The sequence below is a fragment of the Sphingomonas lycopersici genome, assembly GCF_026130605.1.
In the GTDB taxonomy this organism is placed as follows: Bacteria; Pseudomonadota; Alphaproteobacteria; order Sphingomonadales; family Sphingomonadaceae; genus Sphingomonas; species Sphingomonas lycopersici.
In genome coordinates, this window is sequence record NZ_JANFAU010000001.1 from 38,295 (window position 1) to 62,598 (window position 24,304).

At 62.2% G+C, this 24,304-nt stretch carries 22 protein-coding genes; 4 read left to right on the plus strand and 18 right to left on the minus strand.

The window, feature by feature from the left end:
• The first annotated feature begins 159 nt into the window (after window positions 1–159).
• Complete coding sequence (locus NED98_RS00120) at window positions 160–1,092, plus strand: AraC family transcriptional regulator (protein ID WP_265311355.1); 933 nt, start codon at window positions 160–162, stop codon at window positions 1,090–1,092.
• 18 nt (window positions 1,093–1,110) lie between these two features.
• On the opposite strand, the gene NED98_RS00125 is transcribed toward NED98_RS00120, so the two are convergent.
• From NED98_RS00125 to NED98_RS00135, 3 genes are read right to left on the minus strand one after another with little or no spacing between them, the layout of a single operon-like run.
• Window positions 1,111–2,547, minus strand: a complete 1,437-nt coding sequence (locus tag NED98_RS00125; RefSeq protein WP_265311356.1) for a DUF1254 domain-containing protein — start codon at window positions 2,545–2,547, stop codon at window positions 1,111–1,113.
• Window positions 2,548–2,582: 35 nt separating this feature from the next.
• The gene (locus tag NED98_RS00130) at window positions 2,583–4,949 is read right to left on the minus strand and encodes a TonB-dependent receptor (protein ID WP_265311357.1); all 2,367 of its coding nucleotides are present in this window, start codon (window positions 4,947–4,949) and stop codon (window positions 2,583–2,585) included.
• A 38-nt stretch (window positions 4,950–4,987) separates the two neighbouring features.
• Window positions 4,988–5,464: a 2,4'-dihydroxyacetophenone dioxygenase family protein gene (locus NED98_RS00135; RefSeq protein ID WP_265311358.1), complete on the minus strand. Its 477-nt coding sequence runs from the start codon at window positions 5,462–5,464 to the stop codon at window positions 4,988–4,990.
• Between the two features lie 266 nt (window positions 5,465–5,730).
• Here NED98_RS00135 and NED98_RS00140 point away from each other — a divergent pair, with 266 nt between their 5' ends.
• Together NED98_RS00140 and NED98_RS00145 are read left to right on the plus strand one after the other, a co-directional pair.
• Window positions 5,731–6,732: an AraC family transcriptional regulator gene (locus tag NED98_RS00140; protein WP_265311359.1), complete on the plus strand. Its 1,002-nt coding sequence runs from the start codon at window positions 5,731–5,733 to the stop codon at window positions 6,730–6,732.
• 474 nt (window positions 6,733–7,206) lie between these two features.
• Entirely contained in the window at window positions 7,207–9,021 is a 1,815-nt protein-coding gene (locus NED98_RS00145) for a CocE/NonD family hydrolase (RefSeq protein WP_265311360.1), read from the plus strand.
• A gap of 310 nt (window positions 9,022–9,331) precedes the next feature.
• On the opposite strand, the gene NED98_RS00150 is transcribed toward NED98_RS00145, so the two are convergent.
• From NED98_RS00150 to NED98_RS00185, 8 genes are all read right to left on the minus strand, one after another.
• Window positions 9,332–10,246: an MBL fold metallo-hydrolase gene (locus NED98_RS00150; protein WP_265311361.1), complete on the minus strand. Its 915-nt coding sequence runs from the start codon at window positions 10,244–10,246 to the stop codon at window positions 9,332–9,334.
• 537 nt (window positions 10,247–10,783) lie between these two features.
• The gene (locus NED98_RS00155; RefSeq protein ID WP_265311362.1) at window positions 10,784–12,736 is read right to left on the minus strand and encodes a ferritin-like domain-containing protein; all 1,953 of its coding nucleotides are present in this window, start codon (window positions 12,734–12,736) and stop codon (window positions 10,784–10,786) included.
• A gap of 51 nt (window positions 12,737–12,787) precedes the next feature.
• A complete protein-coding gene (locus NED98_RS00160; protein WP_265311363.1) occupies window positions 12,788–13,576 on the minus strand; it encodes an alpha/beta fold hydrolase in 789 nt (262 codons plus the stop codon).
• Window positions 13,577–14,383 carry an SDR family oxidoreductase gene (locus NED98_RS00165; protein ID WP_265311364.1) on the minus strand — a complete coding sequence of 269 codons (807 nt, stop codon included), beginning with the start codon at window positions 14,381–14,383 and terminating at the stop codon, window positions 13,577–13,579.
• Window positions 14,380–15,009, minus strand: coding sequence for a glutathione binding-like protein (locus tag NED98_RS00170; protein ID WP_265311365.1), 630 nt, complete (start codon window positions 15,007–15,009; stop codon window positions 14,380–14,382). Before NED98_RS00170 ends, NED98_RS00165 begins: the two co-directional genes overlap by 4 nt.
• Window positions 15,006–15,797 (minus strand): sensor histidine kinase, encoded by a 792-nt coding sequence (locus NED98_RS23230; protein ID WP_265311366.1) that lies wholly within the window; start codon window positions 15,795–15,797, stop codon window positions 15,006–15,008. The genes NED98_RS00170 and NED98_RS23230 overlap by 4 nt, the downstream gene beginning before the upstream one ends.
• Before the next feature lie 69 nt (window positions 15,798–15,866).
• On the minus strand, window positions 15,867–16,295 hold the full coding sequence (locus NED98_RS00180; RefSeq protein WP_265311367.1) for a hypothetical protein: 429 nt from the start codon (window positions 16,293–16,295) through the stop codon (window positions 15,867–15,869).
• A gap of 49 nt (window positions 16,296–16,344) precedes the next feature.
• Window positions 16,345–17,106, minus strand: coding sequence for an SDR family oxidoreductase (locus tag NED98_RS00185; protein ID WP_265311368.1), 762 nt, complete (start codon window positions 17,104–17,106; stop codon window positions 16,345–16,347).
• Between the two features lie 338 nt (window positions 17,107–17,444).
• Here NED98_RS00185 and NED98_RS00190 point away from each other — a divergent pair, with 338 nt between their 5' ends.
• A complete protein-coding gene (locus NED98_RS00190; RefSeq protein WP_265311369.1) occupies window positions 17,445–18,266 on the plus strand; it encodes an alpha/beta fold hydrolase in 822 nt (273 codons plus the stop codon).
• A gap of 38 nt (window positions 18,267–18,304) precedes the next feature.
• On the opposite strand, the gene NED98_RS00195 is transcribed toward NED98_RS00190, so the two are convergent.
• The 7 genes from NED98_RS00195 to NED98_RS00225 form a co-directional block, all read right to left on the minus strand.
• Window positions 18,305–19,912, minus strand: coding sequence for a PAS domain-containing sensor histidine kinase (locus NED98_RS00195; protein WP_265311370.1), 1,608 nt, complete (start codon window positions 19,910–19,912; stop codon window positions 18,305–18,307).
• Between the two features lie 86 nt (window positions 19,913–19,998).
• Window positions 19,999–20,379 (minus strand): response regulator transcription factor, encoded by a 381-nt coding sequence (locus NED98_RS00200; protein ID WP_265311371.1) that lies wholly within the window; start codon window positions 20,377–20,379, stop codon window positions 19,999–20,001.
• Between the two features lie 82 nt (window positions 20,380–20,461).
• Complete coding sequence (locus NED98_RS00205; protein WP_265311372.1) at window positions 20,462–21,109, minus strand: response regulator transcription factor; 648 nt, start codon at window positions 21,107–21,109, stop codon at window positions 20,462–20,464.
• Entirely contained in the window at window positions 21,106–21,651 is a 546-nt protein-coding gene (locus NED98_RS00210; protein WP_265311373.1) for an RrF2 family transcriptional regulator, read from the minus strand. Before NED98_RS00210 ends, NED98_RS00205 begins: the two co-directional genes overlap by 4 nt.
• A 13-nt stretch (window positions 21,652–21,664) precedes the next feature.
• Window positions 21,665–22,975 (minus strand): cytochrome b, encoded by a 1,311-nt coding sequence (locus tag NED98_RS00215; protein ID WP_265311374.1) that lies wholly within the window; start codon window positions 22,973–22,975, stop codon window positions 21,665–21,667.
• 32 nt (window positions 22,976–23,007) lie between these two features.
• On the minus strand, window positions 23,008–23,433 hold the full coding sequence (locus tag NED98_RS00220) for a hypothetical protein (RefSeq protein ID WP_265311375.1): 426 nt from the start codon (window positions 23,431–23,433) through the stop codon (window positions 23,008–23,010).
• A 47-nt stretch (window positions 23,434–23,480) separates the two neighbouring features.
• Window positions 23,481–24,230, minus strand: coding sequence for a glucose 1-dehydrogenase (locus tag NED98_RS00225; protein ID WP_265311376.1), 750 nt, complete (start codon window positions 24,228–24,230; stop codon window positions 23,481–23,483).
• Between the last annotated feature and the right edge of the window lie 74 nt (window positions 24,231–24,304).

Consider the following 24,304-nt stretch of genomic DNA (forward strand, 5'->3'; position numbering starts at 1 on the left):
CATTTTCGCGCTTTGCCGCTATACCCAAGACCGCCCCCTTAACCACTCATTAACTTGGATAATTTCACTTTCGCATCATATTTTATTGGCCTTGGGCGGGCTATCCGATATCGGAAGTCAGGGGGTTCACCATGTTCCCCGCGGCATGGGGGCGCAGTGATGGGGGAAGTGACTTCGCTGGAATTTCGCGATATCGATCACTTCCGCGAGCAATTATGTGGTTGGGACACACCGGCGATACAAATTGAACCGGGGCTGCTTAACATTCGGCTGGACCGGGTTGATCTTGGCGGCCTGATTTTCATCGATGTCCGGGTCAGCCGCAAAGTCATGGACCATTCACGTCCGAGACCTGGCTGGTTCAAATGCGTCGTCAACCTGTCCCCCGCGGTATTTTGCGGCGTGGAGGTTAACGCCGGTCATCTGACGGTCCTGACACCGGGACGCGAATACCGCAGTATTCTTACCAGTGGGTGGCGTTCGATCGAGATCATCGTTTCCTCATCGGCACTCGCCGATGAGGGACTGTGCCTGCCTTCCCAGCTCGCCGCCGACCCGGAAAACGCGATGATCGACCTTCCCGTCGAACTGGTCGGAATCTTCCGCGGTCTTGCCGATGCCGCGTTCCGCCGTGATGTGGCGGTGCGGATGAAGCCCGCGCCGCTGCGGCGGGCGTTGCTGCGCGCGCTCGACAAGGCATTCTCAATCGGCGTCTATGGACGGCGGGGAGATGGTCGTGCGCGCGCTGCCGACGGTTACGATCTGGCCCGGCGCATGATCCGTTGCATCGAAAGCCGGTTCGGTCAGCGCCTCACCGTGAACGAACTTGCCGGTGAACTGGACGTCACCCCGCGCGCACTGCATTATGCTGCGCGCGCCGCAATCGGGGTAAGCCCGCACGATCTGATCCAGGCGTTCCGTCTCAACCAGGTGCGCAGCGAGTTATGGACCGCGCGCATGTCAGAACCGAATATTACCACCGCGGCGCTGACGCAGGATTTCACCCATCTCGGCCGATTTTCGCAGCAATACCGGACCTTGTTCGGCGAGCTGCCCTCGCAGACGGTGCAACGGGTCCGCCAGCTGGCGTGACCCGCGGCCGGCAAACGATCAATGCTCCCTTGATCTGACGATCGCGGGCGGCTGCCAGCTACCGTCGATGATCGATTGCCTGGTGGTCCTCGGCTCGAACATGCGCAGCATCGGCAGGAACGCACCCGTCGGCGCGGGTAGCCAGTTCGCCTCCTTGTCCTTGCCCGGCGATTGATGCTGGAGATAGAGCGTCAGCGAGCCGTCAGCGTTATACTTCGGGTTGTTGCGCAGGCTGATCGTGAAGCGGTTGAGCGGATTGGCCACGAACCACCAGCCGTGGTCGATCCCGTACATGGTGAGCGACCAGAAGCCGTCGACCGGCGGCAGCTGCCCCTTGGCGAAGGTGAGCGTGTAATTGGCCGATCCGTCGAGCTTGTGACCGTCGCTGTCGACCTCGGCATAGGGATAGACCGCATCTTCCTCGAGATTGGCCGGCCAGCCGAACGCCGCCACGACGGCGCGCTTCATATAGTCGGTGCCGTAGCGCCCCAGCCCTTTCGAGATGGTCCATCCGTTCGCCGCCTGCCCCATCCGTGCCTTGTTCGTCTCGATCGCGCTCAGCGCGGCGCGCGGAATATCCTGCAACGCCGCGCGTACCGCCGGATCGAGACCATCAAGATCGAACGGTCGGCAGGGAACGATCCCGATCCGCGCCATCCGTGCCAGCATCGGCGCATCCCCGGGCGGCGGCGGCGCGTCCTTGCACAGGAGGCGCGCCATCATGTCGAAATAGCCCTTGGTTCCCATGTCCAGGATCACGGTCTGCGGTTTGTCGGTCATGCTGAAACCGGGGTTCGGATCGACCGGCGCAACCTTCGCCGCGCCGGGCTTGCCGTAAGCGGACAACGGGGTCAGGCGGTATTGCGCCTGGAGGGCGTTGACCTTGGCATAATCCGCCTCGGTGCCGTCGGCATAGGTGCGGCCCAGGATCACCAGATGCCGGGTCGGCGACTTGATCTCGGTCATCCCCGCCGGAACGTTGCCTTTCCACCGCGGCCCGGTAATCAGGAAAGTGCGCGGGGCGCCCCCGGTGGTGCGCCGGCCTGGCGAACCGACGACCGGCATCCACAGGCTGTACATCGGAAAGAGGAAATAGCGCTCGCCCATGTCGGGATGGGAAAAGACCATCGGCTCCGACCCAAGATCGAGCCAGGCGATCGAGTAGAGCGTGTCGGCATTGGGCGCGGAAACCCCGCGATAATCGGCCGGGGGATAGCGTTTGACATGCGCGAATTCGCCGGTCGGCGCGCGCAATCCCGTCGCCGTGGCGACATTGCTCATCTGCACCCGCGTCACCTCGCTGGTGATCAGCGAGTAACCGTAGACATAAGCCTCGATCGCGATGGATCGCGCTTCGGCCGGCGACGGCGCGTCCGACCCAGCCGGTGCGGCAAGGCTGGCAGTCGCGGTTGCGGCGAGCAATCCGCCGAAAAGAGCCCGCATGATCGATGACATGTTGATCCTCTCCCTATAGTCTGTTCGCACCCGCCTCAGAAGCGCACGGTCGCCGCGATGCCCAGCGTGCGAGGATCGGCGCGAAACTTGCGGATCGCGGTGCTGCCCGGGAAGATGCCGTTGTTCAGCCCCAGCTGCGCGGCGAGCACCTGATTGAAGCTGCCCGTCGAATAAACCTGATTGGCGAGGTTGTTGCCGAACAGCGCGATCGTCCAGCGATCGTTCGGGGAGTTGAGCGAGATGCGCGCGCCGAGCAGCGTATAGCCGTCCTCCATCGTCTGGGGGTTATTGTCGGTGACGCCGCTATCACGATAGTCGGAGGTGAAGGAGAGGTTGCCGTTGATCCCCCACGTCCAGCCGGTTCTGCCGACATCGCCGGTCCAGTCGACCCCGACCCGCCCCGTCCAGGCGGGCGCGAAGTTGGCCGGCGTTCCCTGAAGGTCCTGGACCGTCCCCGGCGGCAGCCCGGGCAAGCCGCTCCCGGCCGGAAAATCCGTGAACGCGCTGTCGAGATAGGCGACCGATGCGCTGACGGCGAACCGGGGCACCGGGCGCATCGTCAGATCGAGTTCGAAACCCTGATGGCGAAGCGAACCGGCGTTACGGACGATAAAGCTCGTGCCGTCGAAGCTGCGGTCCTGATAGCCGTGGATCTCCATGCGGTAGAAAGTAAGATTGGCGACAAGGGTCCGGTCGAGCCAGCTCGACTTGATCCCCGCCTCATAGTTTTTCACCGTTTCCCGGCCGAACACCCGCTTGGTCGAGACGACGCTGCCGTCGGGTGCGAATGTCGTCAGCGACGGTGCGCCGCCGCCGCTATTGTACCCGCCCGATTTATAGCCGGTCGAATAGCTCGCGAAGAGCAATATGTCCTCCGCCGGCTTGAGATTGAGGCCGATGCGATAGGTGAAGCGATCGTCGCTCAGCCGCGGCAGCTCCAGCACTTCGGGCGCCCGTAGCGCCGTGATAAACGGGGTGGCGACGCTCTGCGCATAGCGCCCCTTTTTCTCGTCCTTCGTCCAGCGACCGCCGAGCACCAGGGTCAGCGGGTCGGCGAGCCGGATATTCGCCTGTCCGTAAGCGGCGAAACTGTCGGTGGTCTGCGTCATGCGCTGATCGCTGGCACCACGGCCACCTGATGTGCCTAGATAGCCATTGCACGCCGAACGCTGCGGGCCAGCCGGAACAAGCGCGTTGCAATATTGCGCGCCCATGTCGAGCTGTTCGCCGATGCTGTAATCTTCGGTGTAATAATAGAGACCGGCGACCAGATCGAGCCGGCCGTCGAGCCAGCGGTTCACCGGCGAGATATATTGGAGTTCCTGGTTCGAACTCTTCGAGCGGAACCGGCTGATGCGCGAAGCAATCGGGATCGGCAGAGAGGTGACGTCGCCGTCGCGCTGGTCGTTGCGCCAATCGCGATAGCTGTCGATCAGGCGGATCGTGCCCCCGTCAATGTCGAGCGACGCCTGACTCGACACGCCCCATTGGCGATCGTCGAGATCGGCGGTGACATATTGGTTCATCACCCGATCCTTGAGGTTGGTATCGGGGAGCGCGCCGCCCAGTCGCACCGCCAGCGCCGCGAGCTGCGCGGGCGTTACCGACGCCGGATCGAAATCGGCATTGGCAAGGCCGTCGCCGGTCGATTTCGCGTAATCGGCGCGGACGATCCATTCGATCCGGCCGATATCTGCCTTCATGCTGGCGCGGAACGCCTGATCGTCCTGCCTGCCATATCGCTTCCCGTCGAGGCGGTTGCGCCAATAGCCGTCGAACCACTGGCGCTGCCCCGCCAGCCGCAGCGCGACATTGTCAGCGAGCGGGACATTGACATAGCCGTCGAGCTTGTAGCGATCATAGCTGCCCACCTCCGCCGTCAGCCGCGCGGAGAAATCGTTCTTCGGGGTCGCGGTGCGGAGCGAGAGCGCGCCGACGCTGGCGTTGCGGCCGAATAAAGTGCCCTGCGGGCCGCGGAGCACTTCGACCCCTTCGATATCCATGAACGAGGCGATGATCGAACCCGCACGCGGCACGTAAACGCCGTCGACAAAGGTGGCGACGCTGGGTTCGGTCGCGGTATTGCCGAATGCCCCGATCCCGCGGATACTGAGGCGCAGCGACGATGTCACCGCACCCTTGGCGGTCGAGAAATTGGTCGCGATCCGCCCGATATCCTGAACGCTCAACACATTGGCGCGGGTCATCGCCTCACCGCTGAATGCGGCTACCGAAACCGGGACGTTCTGGACGTTCTCGGCGCGCTTCTGCGCGGTGACAACGATCTCGTCACCGCCTGCCGGCACCGGTGGCGGGGTCTCCTGCGCCCATGCCCAGGTCGGCATCACGCCGAGCGAGATCGCCGTCGTCAGCCGCAGCGCGCCCTTCAGAGTCCGCTCCATCCTTCCCTCCCCTTGTTTTGATTTTTCGCGTGCGACGATCAGCCGCCAAAATGCGTCACGTCGCGCGGCTCGAGGCCGCACCGGGTGCAATAATCCAGGTAGCGCTCGACCGCGGTCCGCCAGTTCTCGATCGCGGCCATGCGGCCTTCCCCATCGAAATAGATGAGGTCGCCGGTCGTGATATTGAGCGTGACCGTCTCGTCGCCGTGTCCCTCAACGGTGACCGGGGTGTGCCGCGAGCCGGCGGTTTCATAGACCACGCTGCCCGGCGTCGCGATCCAGTCGTGCTCGGCATAGCGCCAGGCGCCGCTGATCGTATAAACGATCACCGTTCCGCCGTGATGATGCATCGGCAGCACCGTTCCCATTGGCGCGCGCAGCAGGCTCACCGTCTCGCCGCGAACCGGGTCTGCCTTGATCAGCTTGACGTGAACGGTGTCGCTATAAGGCGCGAACGGGGTCCAGGGCAGGTCCGTGTCGTGGACGATACCGGTATCGATCGTGTGGAAATGCATCCTATCCCTCATCCCATCTCGGGCCGGCGCGCACGGCTGCGGCCCCACACTTGCGGGCGAGCACGGCGTGCACCGGACCGGTCTTTCATCAGCAAGGCCGGTGCGGCGCCGACCCGGTTCAGGCGCAAGCCGACGCTATCGTCGCGTTGCCACTTTCGACTGTCGCATCACACTCCCCCTGCCCTTCCTTCGCTTTTAGCGACAGACAGCAAATGGGATTTGACTTTGCGCGCCACGGGACCGACCTTTTCCGCGGGGAGAGGCTGATGAGCAAATGGGTGCGCAGCGGCGTATTGTCGGGGGCAACCGATCTCGTCGCACAGCTAGGAGGCAATTTCAGCTTGCTGGCGGAGTGCGCCGGGCTTCGCGCTGACGCGCTCAAAGATCCCGACATGCCGATCGATACGGCGATCATTCCGCGCTTCCTCGATCTTGCCGCCGAGCAGCTCGACTGTCCGGCCTTTGGACTGAGGCTGGGGCAGATGCAGGATATGAGCCTCTTTGGCATGCTCGCGACGGTGATCCAGCGCGCGCCGACCGTCGGCGGGCTGGTCCGCAATCTCGCCGAACTGTTTCCGCTGCATACCCAGGGGGCGATCGTCGGGCTGCGCGAGGAAGCCGGCGACGTGCTGCTGACCTACGAGCCGTCGGCAGGCATTTATCCTTCCCACCGCTATGTCGTCGAGCTCGGGTTCAGCGTGCTCGTCGCCGAGTTTCGGCGGCATTGCCCGTCATGGTGCTCCGGCTACATCTCGCTTCGGCATGCACCGCCCGCGGATCCGACCTGGCATTACCGCATCCTCGGCCCTGACCTGGTCTTCAACGCCGACCGGAATGCATTGTTGCTGGATGCGGCCCTGCTGGCCCACCCGATAGCGCCGGCGCATTCGTCATTTCCGGACGGACATGATTCTGAAAGCGCCACGCCAGCGCCCGACCGCGTCGCGCTCACCCCGTTTCTTACCGAGCGGCTGATACGAGCGTTTTTGCCCTCGAGGCTTCTCGCCATTGCCGATACGGCGCGGCTGCTGCGCATATCCGTACGAACGCTGCAGCGGCGCCTCGCAGCAGCGGCGACCAGTCACGACGCGATCGTGGACTCGATTCGTGCCGATCTCGCAATGGCCTATTTGCGCGACTCCGACCTGACCATCGCTCAGATCGCCGAAACGTTGCAATTTTCAGAAACCAGCGCGCTCTCGCGCGCGGTCCGCAGGTGGTATCAATGCTCACCGACCAAGCTTCGCCAGAACGGCGAATCACATTGAGCGCAAACTGCTGTTTCGCTGCGTGTTTTCCGAGCTGAGCCGGGATAGTTAAATCGAGCTGGCCGCCTGCGTCTACCTGTTGCGGGCACCGACAGAACCCCGCCGCGCTCCTCGTCTGATCGACCTGTTCTCGCGCAGGGCGGTTGGCTGATCGATGAGCGACACCATGACTGCCGAGCTCGTTACCGATGTGCTGACCATGACCTATCGAGGACCGCTCGTCGCCTCGTCGCTCGCACCGAACGCTCGCCGATGCGACCAGACCCAAGTCCCGACATCGGTAGGCTGAAAGCCATCCAGGCCCGATTTTCTTTCGAGAAACAGCGAACCTGCCGCTTTCCGCAATGGCAAGCCGGGTTCTAATAATGCCTGGAGGAAAATCAGGACGTCACGTGAGTCCCCTTCAACTTTGCACTAGCATTCAGCCGCACGGCGGACGAGGATAGGAGAGCCCGTCCGATCCGGCGATCGGGAATGACAATCGGCAACAGGATTCATAGGCGGCACTTTCTTGCTGTACTTTGCTTTGCAATGCCGGCAGCAGCCTTCGCGCAAATGGTTCCGGCCACGCCGCCACCCGCAATCAGCGGCGAGGACGAACGCATCTATGTCATCCAGCAAAACGTTCAGGTTCGTACGCCCGACGGCGCGACCATCTGCGCACTGATCATCCGGCCGAGTACGACGGCGCCACTGCCCGCCATCCTGGAGTTCACCATTTATGCGGATGCGCGCAAAATGGCTTCCGAAGCGAAGCTTGCGGCCGCGCATGGCTATGCCGGGGTTGTCGGCCTGACGCGCGGCAAGGGCTGCAGCCCCGACGACCCTGTGCCTTTCCAACACGATGGCGCTGACGCCGACACGCTGATCGACTGGGTCGCGCGTCAACCGTGGAGCAACGGCAAGGTCGGGATGTATGGCGGCAGCTACGGTGGCTTCACCACCTGGGCCGCAACGAAGCACAAGCCCGCCGCGCTGAAAGCGATCATGGTCGGCGCACCCGAAGGGCCGGCGATCGACACGCCGAGCGAAAATGGGGTGATCTGGAATTTCCTGTATCCCTGGCCGCTCTACACCACCAACAACAAGACGCTCGATGACGCGAGCTATGCCGATTCCGCACGCTGGAACCGGCTCAATCGCACCTGGTATGTCAGCGGCCGCGCTTATCGCGATCTCGACAAGATCGACGGCGTGCCCAATCCTTATTGGGACCGGTGGCTGTCGCATCCGACCTACGACGCTTATTGGCGCGATCTTGCCCCCACCGGACCGGAACTCGCAAAGCTCGACATACCAGTGCTCCAGACCGTGGGATATTTCTTCGGCGGGCCGGCTGCCGGCACCTGGTATTTCAAGCGGCATTACCAATACCGTCCCGATGCGCAGCATTATCTCGTCGCAGGGCCGTGGGACCACCCGGCGGCCCAGCGCGGTGCAAAAGCGGGCAATGACACGCTCGCGGGGTATAAGATGGACCCTTCGGCGCTGGTCGATCTGGTCGCGCTGCGCTTCCAGTGGTTCGACTATACGCTGAAAGGCGCCCCAAAGCCCGCTCTGCTCCAAGACCGGGTCAATTACGAGGTGACCAGCGCCGATCGCTGGAAACACGCGCCGTCGATTTCCGCGATGAGCGACGGCCACCTACGCTTCTATCTCACCAACCAGCAGGCCAAAGGAAACTGGCGCCTGAGCCCGGCAGCCGGCACGGCGGGCAGTTTCACGATGCTCAGGGTCGATATGGCCGATCGAGACGATGTCGATCGGTCCGCCATCGGCGGCGTGGTTGACAGGGAAATCGATGCCGCCAACGGCCTGGCGTTCGTCAGCGCGCCTTTGTCCAAGGCAACCGAGATCAGCGGGTTGCCGTCAGGCGCGCTGGATTTCTCGACCAACAAGCGCGATCTCGATTTCGAGATCGACCTTTACGAACTGATGCCATCGGGAGAATATTTCATGCTCGCGCCTTACTGGGCACGCGCGAGCCAGGCAGTCGATCCGTCGAAGCGAACGCTGCTCCACCCGGGAGATCGTGTCCGCATTGCGTTCGAAGGGCTCCGCCTCATGAGTCGCAAGCTTGCAGAAGGCAGCCGCATCGTGGCGGTTGTCAAAATCATCAAGACACCGGATCGAGAGATCAACTATGGAAGCGGCAAGCCGGTGATCGACGAAACCGTCGCCGATGCGGGCAATCCGCTGGAGGTCAAATGGTTCGGCGACAGCTTTATTGATCTGCCCGTCAACCGCCCGTCAAATTTGGCTGGACCATCGGCGCGCGCTCTTCGATGAGCTCGGCTAACTCAAATTGGTATGGGAGCCTATCGTTGGCGAAGGCCCCGAGCCAATTACCGGTGTACCGCACCATTGATCCCGGACACCTTGAGCGCATTCGACCGCCATGTGACGCGAGGACATGACGGCTTTCAGGCGTTCCGTTTCGTAGGCGGTATGGCACCTGTTGGGGCGCTTTCTGCCCGATAGTTATGAGATTGGCGGACATAAACCGGGAGATACCAACTATTCATTCAGCCCGCGACGGACACGTCCTCATTTCCCGTTTCGAGAACGTGTCCGATCGCGCTATCGGTCCTCGAATTCGTCAATAGTCCCAGATCGCGGCCACCCAGCGGAAACGATCGCCGTTCATTGCTACATGACCCACCGACGGAAATGGCATATGCGTGGCCACGACCAGTTCGCCGCTCGCCGCCGCCTCCTTCAGAAAACGAACGCGAACGCGAACCGATTCCTCGGGATCGTGTTCGAACCCGTTGTGCCATTCGGGATGGTCGAACGCGACTGGGAACAGGATGTCACCGGCAAAGGTCAGGCGTTCGCGGCCCGACGTCACGGTTACCAGACTGTGCCCGGGGGTATGGCCCCCGGTACGCCGCGCGACCACACCCGGCGCCACCTCATGTTCCTCTTCGAAAGTCTGCAGCTTGTTGTGATACTGGTCGAGAAACTGCTTGGCGGTCGAGCGAAGCACCTCCGGCACCGGATCCGGCATATCGGTATGCGAGAAATCCGGCGCCCCCCAGAACTCAACCTCGGCAGCCGCGACGTGGATCCGTAGTTCCGGACGCAGCCGGCTTTTCACATCATCGCCGAGCAGTCCGCCGACATGGTCCATGTGCATGTGCGTGAGCACAATGTCGGTCACCGACCCGAGATCAACACCAGCTGCTTCGAGCCGCCGAAGCGACTGACCCGCGCGCGGAAAGCCGGCAAACTGCCCGCCCAGGCCGGCATCGACGAGGATAGTCTGATCGCCACTCTGAACCAACAGCACGTTCAGCGCCCAGTCGAAGGCGTCCGGCCCCAGGAACATGTCCTTGAACCACGCCTCGCGCTCGGCGGGATCGACATTGGTCGACATGGTCTGGGTCGGCAACGGCAACACCCCATCGCTGATCACCAGTACCTCAATGTCACCGATGCGCACGGCATAGCGCGACGGAACCAGTTCGTCCTCACCCGGTCGAACAGGATTGATAATATTGTCGGGTTTCACGGTCCTAACCTCCTGATCTCGGCTCAGAAGCGCGGTGCGCGCTTGGTAGTGAGAAGATTAATGGGCCTAATTTTCCCGGTCGATTAGGTCGAGGCAGTGGCTAAACCATACAAGAGTATAGGTACCGCCATTCTTTTGAGCCGGGCCTCGTGGCGCGCGAGACCCAAAACGGTAAAGTAGGTTTCAATTGGCCGGGACAGCCTTGAAAATTCCGAGTTCAATCTGAACCGTGCTTCTATTAGAGCGACCGGGACACCGTTGCCGGATCAACAAAGTCAAACAGGCGGTCCGGATTCCTCATGACCGCAGGATCGACCATCTTGGCCAGCGATCGCCCTCGCATAGTCGTCCATTAGCTATTCCTCCCTGTCATAGAGAGCGTTCACTGGATTGCCGCAACGAAATGGACTTAGTCTGGCACGAGCGCGGTGACGGGGATGTCCGGACGGCCGCATTGATCCGAGCGACGAGTTCTTGCCGCAATCCGGATCTCGCAGGGGCCACCCGTTTAAACGACGTACGACGACGATCGTGTGATCAGTTAGCCGATCGAAAACCGATCCGGGCATGGGTGCCATCGCAGAAGGGTTTGCTGGCGCTTCCCCCACAGCGGCAGAGCCTGGCGCTCCGTACGCAAGCGATCCGCCGGCCGGTGCCGCTGGTTATTTCGAGATTGCCCTCCACCTGCAGCGGGCCATCCGTCTGCGGCCTCACCGACAGCGGTCCATCGCGCACCGCAAGTGCCGGTGAATCGACGCTCGCCGGCTCGCCAGTCGCGGTGAATCCGATCCGGCTATGCGAACCGTCGCAGAACGGCTTGTTGGCGGACGCACCGCATCGGCACAGCGTCGCACGGAACCCGACACCCTCCCCGTCGATCTCGAGGGACGCACGAACCGCATAAGGTCCGTTCTCGCGCAGGGACAAGAGATTGACCGGTGGTGCCGTCTCGTTGTGACCATCCTTGCGCCGGTAACTCAGCGCTCCCGATGGGCATTGCCGAATTGTGCAACTGACCAGCTCCGGCTCGGTCGCATCCGCGCTGATCCAGGAGCCCTCCACATTCGCGAGAAAGGTCGCGGGCGCCTGCGTTACGCAAAAGCGAGCGTGGATGCAGCGCCGCTCATCAAACATGATCGTGAGATCCCTGCCTTCCACCACCTCGATGCCCTGATCCGTCTTGATCGCGGGCGAGGCGACCTGAGCGGGCAATGGTGTCACTACCGAGGGTGCCGCGGCTTTAGGCGGCGGCGCGTCGCGAAGACGCCCGACCAGATCGTGCAGCACCTTCACCGCCCGCTGACAGCGAGGGTCGGACTGATCGATGGCCTGCGCGGCCACACCCAATTCTTCCATTCGCTCGACATAATAGCGCCGCGCGCTCACTCCCGGGGGGAAGGAGGCGGTGTCCCGCAAGGCGGTGAACGAGACCCCTGCATTGCAGTGCGAATTCGACGCCCCCGCCGGCAGGCGCGCGGCGCGCTCCGCCAGCACGGTGAGCGCCTGCATCAGGCCGATTGCCGTTCCGAGATAAAGGAGTTTGTCGTCGTCGCTCGACGGCACCGCGTAAACTTCGGCGAGCAGCCGCAACATCAAGGCATAGGCCGCATTCGCCAGGTCGATCGTCGCCATCGCATCTGGATCCTCGATCCAGACACGGCCTTCGGGCTGCGGCGGCCGGCGCAAAACCGGGTTCACCGCGGCGGGATGCGCCGCAACGAAGCCGGGATTCTTGCTCTTGAGCGCCTTGTATTCCTCGCGAATGGTGGTGAAGCGCTGGAAGTGCGAATTATCGCGATCTGCCGGCGCCCCTTCTCCCTCGATGATGATGGTCTCGATCGCAGACAGCGCGCTTTCGAGGTGGGTAACCGGCTTCGCGCCGACCAAGCGGCTCTCTGCCTGGCTCAATTGGAGCGCCGGGTCGCCACAAAACACCGCTTCTTCACCGATTTGCTCGACGAACTGCCGCAGGTTGCCGCTGATCTCTTCGTAGAATTCGCCGACCGTGCGATAATCGTACCCCGTCGGCGTAAGTTGCAGTCCGGGGATTGCGCGTGTCAGGCCAGCGGGGCCTTCGAAGCCTTCGCCATCGGGCTCTTGCGACCCTTCCGGTCGCTCAAGGTAAACGAAATGCTGGATCACCGCCTCGTTGAACGGCGCCAGTTTGACGACCAGCCCAGCCGGCAGATAGCCTGGGTCGAGCGGAAAATTCGCGCGCCCGAAGTGAGGCGCCCCGCCGAGCGCCGCTGTGATGTTCCACACCGCCACCAGATGGCTCATCTCGTCGACGGCGACGCCAATGATCATGCGCCGCCATCGCCCGACCGCCTCAGCTTCTTCCGCTGTGAGCCCCTCGCCTTCTCCGTCGCGCAGGCTGAATGCGGCATATAGATAAGTGCACATCAGGCAATGTTCGATCTCCGCAGCTTCGTAGAGCGCGTGCATGATCTTTTCCCGGCTCACCGCCGGGACCGGTTTATCGTTGGACATTATGCTTCCTCCTCGGAAGGGAGCGCCGCGCGATAGGCGGCGCGTAAAATGCTATTTCGCGTTGGCGGCTTCTTCGATCATTGCCGCGACCTCGGCGGGGTGTGAGACCATCAGCGCGTGTGACGCACCAGAAATGGCCACCGTGTCGCGCGCACCGGCTCGCTGGGCCATGAACTTCATCACGGCGGCAGGAATATTGCGGTCAGCGGTCCCGTAGATCGCATATGACGGCAGCGCCTTCCAGCTGGCGCTCCGCGAGGGCTCGGCCAGCGCCGAAAGCGCAATGGGTCGCTGGCTGATCGCCATCAGCGCGGCCTTGGCGGCCGGGACATCCGCCGCGAATTGCGCATGAAACTTCTCGGGCTGGATATAGAGGTCCTTGTCGCCTCCGGGCAACGGCACGGTCGTCAGGCTCGATTCCAGCGTGCTTCCGGGGAACTTGCCCGAGAGTGACGAGCTGGATTCGCCGACATCGGGTGCGAAGGCGGCAACATAGACCAGCGCGCTCACATTCTCATTGCCGGCTGCGGCCTCGGTAATCACCGGGCCGCCGTAGGAATGGCCGACCAGTACAACCGGCCCCTGTATCGACTTGACGATGCGCGAAATCGCCGCGCCGTCACTGGCGACGCCGCGAAGCGGATTGGCTGCGGCGATGACGTGGAAACCATCGCGGCGGAGGCGGGCCACAACCTCGTCCCAGCTCGACGATTCGGCGAACGCCCCGTGCACCAAGATGATCGTGGGCTTTTCTTGCCGGACCTTGTCACCAGCGGCGGCGGGCGACGAAGACGCCAGGACAGCAGCAAGTAGTAGACTGCCAAACAGGGAAATGCGCATTCATGCCTCCGGGGTGATTGTTGTTTCGGAACATCGCAGATTGTTCGAGGTCCTCGCCCATGCCGGTTGCAGGCTGTCGCGCAGCCAGTCGCTGAGGCCGCGAGTGGCAATTCGGGCGTTGGGGCCAGGAAGGAGCGAGCGCTCCTCCAATACCGCGCCGAAATATCGTGCGCGGACATCGGCAACGATGCGCCGACCATCTTCGAATGCGGTGGCGACCTCGGCGGCGACCTCACTGAGCCGCAGCCTCTCCGCTCCCGCAATTTCCAGCAGGGCATTTCTGGGCTCGTCCGCCGCCAGATCAGCCAATGCGCTGGCGACGTCCTCGGCAGCGATCGGTTGAACGAACGCGGGCGATATGGGGATCTCGCGCGCCGTACCGTCCTGGACGACGTCCCGGACAAACTCGAAGAGTTGCGTCGAACGCAAGATTGTATGGGGAAGTTCGGACGCCCGGATCAGCTGCTCCTGGAGCTGCTTTGCGCGGAAGTAGCCGCTCGCGAGGCGATAGACACCGATGATCGACAGCGCGATATGGTGCCGTACCCCGGCGGCGCGAGCCCGCGTCAGGATATTGCCCCCCGCCTTTGCGAAAAATTGCAATGCATCGCTATTTTCCGGCGAAGGCGGGTTGGAGACATCGATAACGACCGACGCGCCGTCGATCGCCGCGCCCAACCCGACACCGGTCACTGCGTCGATGCCGAATGTGGGCGACGCTTCCACGACGTCGTAACCGCGCTGTCGCAGCGCCCCGACCAGACGCGAGCCCACACGGCCGGTAGCGCCAACCACGACGATTTTCATATCAGTGCCTCGATCGACGAGACATCGATGAGGCTGCGGGCGTCGAGAAGCCCCTCCTCCCATAACGCCCGCTGCACCGTCTGCCGCGCGGCGATGCGCGCGAAATAAGCGTGCATTTCGGGGGAGACCGGTATGCGGAACGCGCCCGCCCACCGCAGCATGACGAAAAGATAAGCGTCGGCCACGGAAAAGCGCGATCCGAACAAATAGTGCTCGCGCAGCTGATCCGACATGATGTCGAGCAATTTCGCCACCAGGTTCAGCGCGTTCGTCTTTTCCGCACTCGCGGCCGATTCCCACAACGGCCTGAATGCGACATGCAACTCGGTCGAGAGCCACGACAGAAGTTCGATCAGCCGGGTGCGTCCCAGAGGTCCGTCCGGGCCAAGGGCAGGTTCGTGATCGGCAATGAACCCGAGAACCGCGACGTTTTCGGTGATGGAGTTACCGTCGTCGAGCGCCAGCATCGGGACGTAACCGCGCGGATTGATCGAGAGATAGTCGTATCCCTGCTCGGTGATCTTCGTCTTCATATCGACCCGCTCGAACTCGGCGGCGACACCGGCTTCGTGCAACGAAATGCGACCCGCGAGGCTGCAGGCGCCGGGCGCGTAATAAAGTTTCATCGACCTAACTCGCCTTGAAAATGTTCGCTCGGGTGGATCGACGCCGCGATCGGGCCGGCGGCAGCCGGCAATCGCAAAGAGACGGTGGTCCCTATGTCGGGCGCGCTTTCGACGACGATCGTTCCGCCGGCATCGTCGATGAAGCGCCGAACCATCGGCAGCCCGATGCCACCCAGCCCGTCAGTTTTGGTCGTGAAGAAGGGATCAAATGCCTTGGCGAGGGTTTCGCGCGACATACCGACGCCATCGTCGAGCACCCGAACCTCGATTCCCTCCTTCACCAACCGCGCATCGATGCCGACGATCCCCGTGCCGCCCATCGCATCGCGGGCGTTGAGCACGAGGTTGAGAACCGCACGCCGAAATCCGACCGGGTCGCAGCTGATCGCCGGAAGGTCGCTTGCGACATCGAGTTCGATCGAGAGTCCTGGCTCGTCCATCGCTTCTACGAGGGCCAGGATATCTGCAAGGCATGCCGCGACGTCGGTTTCCCGGCTGACGACTGCCCGCTCGCTTATGCTGCCGACATTTTGCCGCACGATCGCGCCGGCATGTTCCAGGCATACTCGTGCGCGATTCAGCATCGGTCCGGTGTGGGCGGGCGGCATATCCGGCGAGCGCGTGACAATATTGATCGCAGAGGATGCGATCTGAATCAGATTGCCGAGATCGTGAACAACCGCCGCGGTACCAATCGATCCCGGTCGGCTGGTCCCGGTCGAAGGATTGCTCTCAGGCGATCGAGCATAGCTCATCGTACCGGGCGCGGATATCTCAAGAGGTTTCACGACCTGGTCCCTTCTTGCAAAAAGTTGGCTGCGGGACGCATCGGGGCGGGCGCCCCGCAGCCGCGGCGGTCACCTCGTGACCACCGATCCCGTAAACGGCCGGACGGCATTCTCTCGCAAAGCCCAGATCGCGAGCATCACGCTGATCAGGGCGGGGAAGGTCACCGCCGCGAAGTCGCGGATCAGGACGGACGGCCCGCAAATGCCAACCGCGACTTCCCAGAAATGGAACAGCGCATGGCCGCACAGCCATAGCGACGCCGCCGACCAGAGCGCGACGCGCCTGTCGGGCCGTGCAGCTCCGATCAGGAAGGCGCCGCCGACCAACAGGAAGATGAGGCCGATGTCGCGCAGGAAATGCTGGTTGAACGGCCCCGTCGTGGTCACGCCGGGCACGGCGAAATACCAGCCCAGGGGAGATATGAGCATGAACGTACCGTTGGCCAGCGCCGCGGTTCCGAGCACGGCAGCAGTCCCCAGGCAAAATTGCCTCAACATTTTCGGATCTCCTCGCACTGGATGGATGGTCGCGCCGGGTAGCGCACAGTTATCGCGCCTGCGGAGCCGGGTTTCGCGCGAGCCACCAGTCGAGGCTCGTCGTTCCGCGGCGGGCATTCGCTTCAGGAACAAGTGTGCGTTCACTCACTGCGACACCGAAGTACGGAGCCGCTGGATCGGCGATCACCTTGCGCGGATCGCGGTCAAGCGCGAGCAGTCGGCGGACCGGTTCGTCGAGGCTAAACACTTCCGGGCCACCCACCTCGATCGTGTCGTTCATCGGAGCCGAAATGGCCACGTCGACAACGGCGCTCGCCACATCCTGCGCAGCCATTGGCTGGAATTGAACCGGCGGCAGGCGGACAGCCCCATCAACCTCGGAAAACTGCGCGATTGACCGCAGGAACTCGAAGAACTGGGTCGCATGGATCAGCGTATAGGGAACCGGTGACGCCTTGATCTGCTGCTCCTGGGCAAGCTTGGCGCGAAAGTAGCCGCTGGCCTGGAGGCGGTCGGTGCCCACCACCGACACGGCGACATGGTGACGAACCCCGGCCGCGATTTCCGCGGCGGTAATGTTCGCGCCGGCAGTGCGGAAGAAATCCGTCGCGGCCTGTTCCTCGAAGGATGGCGAATTGGACACGTCCACCACGACATCCGCTCCGGTCATCACGTCGGCGAGACCCTCGCCGGTAATGGTGTTGACGCCGGTGCTCGGCGCCGCAGCAATCGCTTCGTGCTTTTGACGCTTCAGCTGTTCGACGACCTTCGATCCGATCAGGCCCGTGCCTCCGATGACGACGATCTTCATATTTTTCCTCCCGATTGTAGTGGTGGCAACGGAGCCGAGCATCACCGAGAGGCACTCATCCGACCATCGTTCAGATGGATGCGTGAGGCTCGCCTTTGGTCGAGCGAAGCTCGCCTTTGGGGCAGGTCCGGCGTACGGCATCAAACATCCCTCAGCCCCGGCCCGCGCCAATGCTGCTATCCGGGGGCCGACCGCTAGCCCGTTGGACAGGGATCCTTCTCCTCAGGAAAGGGGAGCGCTGCTCGTCCGTCCGATCGCGGAGCCTGTGGGCAGACCCTAGGCAAATCCCCGCCGAAGGCGGCTCGTACCGGGCCGGCCGGCAGCCAAAGGAGGCCCCCATGCCGACAATCACCACGAAGGACGGACACGAAATTTATTACAAGGACTGGGGTGATGGCCCCATCGTGACCTTTTCGCACGGCTGGCCGCTCAATTCCGACGCCTGGAACATCCAGATGACGTTCCTCGTTGAGCACGGCTTTCGTGCTATCGCCCATGATCGGCGTGGCCACGGCCGGTCGGCGCAGACCGCGACGCGCAACGACATGGACGGCTATGCCGACGATCTCGCCTCGTTGATCGAGGCGCTCGACCTCCATGACATCACAACGGTCGGTCACTCGACCGGTGGCGGCGAGGTCGCCCGGTACATCGGCCGGCACGGCACCGGGCGCGTGGCGAGGGCGGTCCTGCTTGGCGCGGTGCCACCGCTAATGGTTCAGACCGCGGACAATCCCGAAGGGTTGCCGATCGATGTGTTCGACGGATTGCGCCGTGATATCATTGCCAATCGGTCGCAATTCTACAAGGACTTCGCGATCCCCTTCTACAGCGCCAACCGGCCGAACGCGCAGGTGCCGCAGAGCCTGCTCGACGAGTTCTGGCTGCTCAGCATGCAGGCGGGCCTGAAGAATGCGCATGATTGCATCGCGGCCTTCTCGGAGACAGACTTTACCGACGATCTCAAAAGGTTCAATGTACCGACGCTGATCGTCCATGGCGAGGACGACCAGATCGTGCCGATCCATGACTCGGCGCACAAGGCCGCCAAGTTGATCCCGAATGCGCGGACGCTCTATTATCCCGGGCTTCCGCATGGTCTGACCGCGACCCATGCCGACCGCTTCAACGCCGACCTGCTCGCCTTTCTGAGATCCTAATCGCGAGGTCGCCCGGTGCCGGCAGCCGGCGCCGGGCGTTACCTCTTGCCCGCCGCCGGCAGCGCGAAGCGGAAGATTGCACCACCCCGGGGATGGTTCGCCGCGACGATGGTCCCGCCGTGCGCGGTGATGATCGACTGACAGATCGCCAGCCCGATACCAATCCCTTCGTCCTTGGTGCTGAAAAAGCTGCCGAACACGCGTCCCAGATCTTCATTGGCGATGCCCGGACCGCCATCGTGGATCGTGCATTGGACCGATCCATCAAGTGCTGCAAAGGTGCTCACGTCGATCAGACCTTGCTGCCCGGTCTGCGCCTGCACGCCATTGAGCAGCAGATTTACGATAACCTGCTGAAGCTGCACCCGGTCGGCGAGCACCGTCGGCAGCCGGCGGCCGCGCCGGACCGAAAGTTCGATCGAGCGCGTCTCGATTTCGTGGCGAACGAATTGCAGCGCTTCCTCGACCACCTCATTGAGATCGAGTTCGACCCGTTCTGGCGGACGCCTTGCCGCCATGTTGCGGATGCGCTGGACGATGTCGCTCGCATGCCGGGCGCTTTCCGCGATCCTCGTCGTCAGCTGGTGGACCTTGGCGAGATTGGGTTCCGCGCGCGCGAGCCAGCGAAGGCTGGTCTCGGCATTAGTGGCGATCGCAGAGAGTGGCTGGTTGACCTCATGAGCAATCGAGGTGGCTAGCTCGCCAAGCATCGAAATTCGGGTTGCTCGCGTATAGTCGGCCTGCAACTGGCGCAGTTGCGCTTCGGTCCGAAGCCGGTCGGTAATGTCTTCCAGGCTAATGAGCGTGACGTCCACCCGCTCTGGCGGCGTCGGATAGGTCACCACCATCTCTACATCACGTATGCGACCGTCGAATGAGCATACTTTCGTCCGTTCGGCATGGGTCCGCTTCCCCTCGAAATGCGCGGTGATCACTCGCTTTGCCGTATCGGCTGACTCAGCGAACAGGAAATCGACCGCGCCGATCAAATCTTCGGGTCGGCTCGCCCCAAACAATCTCAACGCATCACGGTTGGCGTCCGTCACCTGCACAATCTGGCGCGAATGATCGACAAGATCCGGGTGCCCTTCCAGATAGGGTGCGATATCGGTGACACCCTCGTCCCGCAGCTTGTCGAATATTGCGGTCATCCGGCGGGAATCGATCTGCAGCAGCGCACCGGGAAGATGATGGATCAAACTGCGGTATCGTTCCTCACTCGCGCGCACTGCCCAGAAAGAGCGATCATCGGCGACAGTGCCGCCGACCGCGATGAAGACTATGTCGGGATGGGCTTCGTCGGTCGACACCTCCGCCCAACCATCCCGGAAGGCGATCGACGTGATCGGGCGGGACCTGGAGGCGCCCGGAGGGTAATCCGCCACAGCCGCGAGAATGAACTCAGCCCCGACCTGCCAGCTCTCGGGTGGGCAAAAGTCGGTGAAAGGTTGTCCGATCATCCGGGCGCGTCCTCCGGCGGGCCCGAGAAAATGGAGGTTGTTCTCGTCGATGTCGGCGATCGTCACGCCCGCCAGCAGCGCGTCAACCCAGTGGGTCGGACCATCGCCGCGCGAAATGGCCTCGATGACGGGACGCGCAGCTGACACATCGAGCGCCCACCACGCCGTCGTCTCGGCGAATTGCATTTCGCTATTCTCTGGCGGGACCAGGCGCCTGGTGACCTTATCGCCACTCCGATCGGCCTTCGCGGCCGAAACCCGTGCCGCCGTCATTATACGGCTCCCGGATCGCTAAGTGCCGTTCGCAGTTCGAACAGCAGCTCTTCATTGGCAACCGGCTTGGTAAACCAGGCGATCGCACCTTCTGACAACGCTCGCTCGCGAGTGACGTCATTAACCGAAGAGGTGATGAAAATTATCGGCATCGCGGAACCGCACGCCCGGAGCCGGCGCTGAAGCTCGAGGCCATCCATCACCGGCATCCGGACATCGGTGATGACACAGCGAAATTCCAGATGGTGTGCGTCGGCGAAGTAGGCCGCACCATTTTTGAACATTCGTGCCGACAGTCCCTCTACCTGCAGAAGATCGAGGAGAGCCTCTCCGACTGCCCGGTCATCATCCACGATTGCAATCACAGGCGGTTTGGACAAGCGAGCAGCCTTTACTGACACAGCCGGATCGGCTTTTACCGCATGTCGCTGACGCGTGGCCGGATTGGAACCATACCATGGTCTAGGTCCCCTTCTCGCGCAGCAGCGGCGAAAGCGTGTTCCAGACGCGGATGAGTTCGCCGATCGTTGTCACGTCCATCTTTTTCATCACGCTGCTGCGGTGCAGCTTGACTGTGACTTCGGTAATGCCGAGTTCGAACGCCACCTGCTTGTTGAGACGCCCCTGCGCGACGAGGCGGAAGACCTGGCGCTCACGCGGCGTCAGCGCCGCGTAACGATCCGCATATTCATTTCTTAGCCGGGCATCAGCACGTTGGGCGACGTCGCGTTCGATACCGGTGGTCACGGCGTCGAGCAGCGATTGATCCCGGACAGGTTTGGTCAGGAAATCAACCGCGCCGGCCTTCATCGCCTGCACCGTCATCGGAATGTCGCCGTACCCCGTCAAAAACACGATCGGCTTCGGATTCCCGGTTGCGGCGAGGTGCTGCTGCAGATCGAGCCCGCTCGATCCCGGCATGCGGACGTCGACGACGAGACAGCCTGGGCGTTCGGGCAATTCTGCTTCCAGCAATTCGCGCGTCGAACCGAAGGCTGCAGCCTCGATTCCAACCGAGAGCATCAATTCCTCGAGCGAGGTGCGGACAGCCTCGTCATCGTCAACGATCACGACCAGCGGACGGTCTTCATCGTCGGTCAAACCGTTCACGACGGATCCTCCTCACCGGCTGGCGCAGTTGGCGACTTCGCAAGACGTCCTTCGAGCCGGTTGCCGATCCAGGCCTGGACGTCGGACGAGAAGCCCGACGGCGCCTTCTCCGCAACCGCCTGACCGAGATCGGCAAGCGATTGTCCTGCCAGCGTATCACGCATCGCCTTTTCCGCGCGGAGCATGACGGCGTGCACCGAACACAGCCCCCTGGTCGCCCACCGTGGTGGCGATTGGTCGAAAAGTGCGCATCGTCCGCGGATCTCCTGGCAATCGAACAAGGGCTTCCTGCCTTCAATCGCGTCGACGATCTCGAGGAAGCTGATTTCTTCCGGTGGGAGCGCCAGAAGATACCCGCCCCGCGCGCCCTCCGACGCTCGGACGATCCCGGCCTTCTCGAGCTTCGGGAAGATCTTGGCGAGAAAGCTGTGCGAAATGCCCTGAAGGTCCGCGAGGTCCCGGCTGCTCAGCGGTTTGCCCGAGTCCACCAGCCACAACAGGCTGTGAATGCCGTATTCGACGCCGACCGTGATGTGAGCCATAACACGGATAATATCAGTCCGCGTTTCCATCTGCAATTCGAAACGCCGATGCGCCTCGACCCAGCCGCCTATCCTGGGCCTGCAGCACCGCCGCGGTGATCGACGTGGGTAGCGGCAAAGGCGTCTCAAAGCGCGCGACCAGGGGAAGAATGATAAGGAAGTGCACGAAATAATAGGCCGTCGCGACCTGCGAAACGATCAGGTTGAGCGGCTCGACCGGCGCGCCGCCACAATAACCGAGCGCGAAAATGCTGGGCATCAGGCCAAACCAGAAGAATTTCTTGAAGAGAGGGCGATAATGCCCCGATCGCACCGGCGAGACGTCGAGCCACGGCAGGAAAAAGAGCAGAAAGACCGACGAGAACATCGCCAGCACACCCCATAATTTAGCCGGCAAAATGAAATCAGCGGTAAACGAGCGCAGAATCGCGTAGAAGGGCCAGAAATACCATTCAGGGACAATGTGCGCAGGTGTCTGCAGCGGATTCGCCTGAGTATAATTATCCGGATGACCAAGAGCATTTGGCCAGAAGAAAATCAATGCGGCGAAAAGCAACATTCCAACGCCGAGGCTGAGTCCGTCCTTGGCGGTATAATAAGGATGGAAGGGAACAGTGTCCTGCGGCCCGCCGACCTCTACGCCCGTCGGGTTATTCGAGCCCGGAATATGGATCGCCCAAACATGGAGGGTCGCGACGCCCGCGATCACAAACGGCAGCAAATAGTGAAGTGCGAAAAAGCGATTCAAGGTCGCGTTGTCGGGGGTAAAGCCTCCAAGCAGCCAGGTCTGTATCGGCTTACCAACCAGAGGGATCGCTCCGAACAAGCCCGTGATGACTTGCGCCCCCCAATAGCTCATCTGCCCCCATGGCAAAACATAACCCATGAAAGCCGTGGCCATCAACAGCAGGAGAATAACGACGCCCATAAGCCACGCCATTTCGCGCGGCGCCTTGTACGATCCGAAATAGAGACCGCGGAGCATGTGAATGTAGACGGATATGAAGAATAGCGACGCGCCGTTCATATGGGCATAGCGGATCAGCCACCCGCTGTTGACGTCACGCATGATGTGAACGACACTATCGAACGCAAATCCCGTGTTCGCCGCGTAATGCATGGCAAGCACGATTCCCGTGACGATCTGTATGAGTAGCGCCGCGCCGTTGAGTGCGCCGAAATTCCAGAAATAGTTGAGATTTCTTGGAACGGGATAGCCCCCGCCAGTCGCATTGTAGATGAACCGCGGCAGCGGCAGCTTGCCATCGATCCAACGCATGACAGGATGCCTTGGCTGATAGTGTTTCGCCCAGGGAAAGCTCATCGGAACAGCCAATATTCCCGATTTTTCATTGATCAGGCCACCATCTTGCGCGGCGGCAGGAACGCGCCACCCGCTGCACCGGGCCACGGCGTGACCGTTTCGCCGCGTACGGCCCAGGTTCCGGATTGGTGGCGCAGCCGAAGTTCGTACATCACCGGCGGCGCTTCCGGACTCATCCGCCGATAGAGCAGAGCCACTGCATCGTCGCCCTGACGCTCGACATGAAGGATCCGATATTCCGTGGAGAGTGGAGCCTCTCCCGCGTCACGGCGCGACCTAAACTCGGAAAATACCTCTTCCCTGGTAAACCGCGTCACTTCACCCTCGCCGCTGAGGATCAGAAATGTCTGATCAGCGGTGTATAGCCGTTCCATACCGGCGAGATCATAAGCGCTTCCTATATTGACCACATCGGCAATGAAGCCCTCGATGGCAGGATCAATGATTGCGTCAACCACGATGAGTTACTCCAAATCGGATTCTAGTGATTTGATAATCCCCGGGATCACAGCAGTGCCATGCCGCCGTCGACACGAAGGTTGATACCGGTGATGAAACTGCTGGCGTCGGAAGCAAGAAATAGCGCGGCCTCTGCCAATTCCTCCGGTCGGCCGAAGCGGCCAAGCGGAATCGCGGCTGCCATTCCCGCTTCGAACTCCTCGAGCTTGTCCGGAGACACCCCGAGCTTGTTGACGATATCCGTGTCCGTCGGCCCGGGGCTCAGCACGTTGACGCGGATCCCTCGGGATTTGAGTTCGATAGCCCAAGTGCGCGCAAAAGCGCCCATCGCCGCTTTCGAGCCGGCATAGACGGCATGGCCGTCGAGAACCTTCTCGCTCGCGATCGAGCCGGTCAGGATGATTGAGCCCCCATCGCGCATCACCGGCAGCGTCTTCTGGACGCCAAAGAACGTACCGCGGGCATTTACCGCAAATTGCGCATCATACTCTTCCTCGGTCACTTCGAAGGAAGGGCGGATGGTGATGATACCTGCATTCGCCATGTAGATATCGAGACCGCCGAAAGTCGACGCGACTTGTGCCGCGACATGATCGTGGTGCGCGATATCCGCGACGTCGCCGACGATTCCGATCGCGCCTTCTCCGATCTCGGCGGTGGCTCTTTTCACGACGTCGCCGCGACGGCCGGTAATGGCAACCCTGGCGCCCTCCGCCGCGAAGCGCTTGGCGGCCATCAACCCGATACCGCTACTGCCGCCCGTGATGAGCGCTGTCTTGCCAGAGAGTAGTGCCATTTCTGGGGGCCTTTCAAGCTGTGAGCTCGAAAGATAGCGAGCGCCCTACCTCGCAAAACCTATGCGCAGGTCGA

What these genes read in the sequence shown, in the direction of transcription:
- NED98_RS00120 (WP_265311355.1), top strand. Translation starts at nt 160, where the DNA reads ATGGGGGAAGTGACTTCGCTGGAATTTCGCGATATCGATCACTTCCGC.
- NED98_RS00125 (WP_265311356.1), bottom strand. Translation starts at nt 2,547, where the DNA reads ATGTCATCGATCATGCGGGCTCTTTTCGGCGGATTGCTCGCCGCAACC.
- NED98_RS00130 (WP_265311357.1), bottom strand. Translation starts at nt 4,949, where the DNA reads ATGGAGCGGACTCTGAAGGGCGCGCTGCGGCTGACGACGGCGATCTCG.
- NED98_RS00135 (WP_265311358.1), bottom strand. Translation starts at nt 5,464, where the DNA reads ATGCATTTCCACACGATCGATACCGGTATCGTCCACGACACGGACCTG.
- NED98_RS00140 (WP_265311359.1), top strand. Translation starts at nt 5,731, where the DNA reads ATGAGCAAATGGGTGCGCAGCGGCGTATTGTCGGGGGCAACCGATCTC.
- NED98_RS00145 (WP_265311360.1), top strand. Translation starts at nt 7,207, where the DNA reads ATGACAATCGGCAACAGGATTCATAGGCGGCACTTTCTTGCTGTACTT.
- NED98_RS00155 (WP_265311362.1), bottom strand. Translation starts at nt 12,736, where the DNA reads ATGTCCAACGATAAACCGGTCCCGGCGGTGAGCCGGGAAAAGATCATG.
- NED98_RS00160 (WP_265311363.1), bottom strand. Translation starts at nt 13,576, where the DNA reads ATGCGCATTTCCCTGTTTGGCAGTCTACTACTTGCTGCTGTCCTGGCG.
- NED98_RS00165 (WP_265311364.1), bottom strand. Translation starts at nt 14,383, where the DNA reads ATGAAAATCGTCGTGGTTGGCGCTACCGGCCGTGTGGGCTCGCGTCTG.
- NED98_RS00170 (WP_265311365.1), bottom strand. Translation starts at nt 15,009, where the DNA reads ATGAAACTTTATTACGCGCCCGGCGCCTGCAGCCTCGCGGGTCGCATT.
- NED98_RS00180 (WP_265311367.1), bottom strand. Translation starts at nt 16,295, where the DNA reads ATGTTGAGGCAATTTTGCCTGGGGACTGCTGCCGTGCTCGGAACCGCG.
- NED98_RS00185 (WP_265311368.1), bottom strand. Translation starts at nt 17,106, where the DNA reads ATGAAGATCGTCGTCATCGGAGGCACGGGCCTGATCGGATCGAAGGTC.
- NED98_RS00190 (WP_265311369.1), top strand. Translation starts at nt 17,445, where the DNA reads ATGCCGACAATCACCACGAAGGACGGACACGAAATTTATTACAAGGAC.
- NED98_RS00195 (WP_265311370.1), bottom strand. Translation starts at nt 19,912, where the DNA reads ATGCAATTCGCCGAGACGACGGCGTGGTGGGCGCTCGATGTGTCAGCT.
- NED98_RS00210 (WP_265311373.1), bottom strand. Translation starts at nt 21,651, where the DNA reads ATGGCTCACATCACGGTCGGCGTCGAATACGGCATTCACAGCCTGTTG.
- NED98_RS00215 (WP_265311374.1), bottom strand. Translation starts at nt 22,975, where the DNA reads ATGAGCTTTCCCTGGGCGAAACACTATCAGCCAAGGCATCCTGTCATG.
- NED98_RS00225 (WP_265311376.1), bottom strand. Translation starts at nt 24,230, where the DNA reads ATGGCACTACTCTCTGGCAAGACAGCGCTCATCACGGGCGGCAGTAGC.